Raw genomic sequence first — 282 nt, 5'->3', positions numbered from 1 at the left:
CCGCCGGCGGCAACCCGGTGACGAACGCCCCGGCCGCGGGCGGGGTCTTCCCCGTCTACAACTTCACCCACGGCTTCGGCAGCAGCCCGCAGAACTCCCTGTTCATCATCAAGGCGCTGGCCGCGGCCGGCTTCGTCGTCCCCGCCCCGCACTTCAACCACAACTTCAACGACGTCAACAACGGCAACACCTCCAAGGACGTCTCCCAGGTCCTCACCAACACCCTCGCCCTCAACGCCAGCGGACCACTCGCCGGGCACATCAACACCAGCATCGGCGTCG

The 282-nt window shown here is 67.4% G+C and carries 1 pseudogene; it reads left to right on the top strand.

From position 1 onward, the window contains the following. A pseudogene (locus UK23_RS53445) lies at positions 1 to 282 on the top strand (alpha/beta hydrolase); the annotation flags it as partial.

The organism is Lentzea aerocolonigenes, from assembly GCF_000955955.1.
Taxonomy (GTDB): Bacteria; Actinomycetota; Actinomycetes; order Mycobacteriales; family Pseudonocardiaceae; genus Lentzea; species Lentzea aerocolonigenes_A.
The sequence above is the reverse complement of the archived record's forward strand: the minus strand, read 5'-3'. Positions and strand labels throughout refer to the sequence as shown.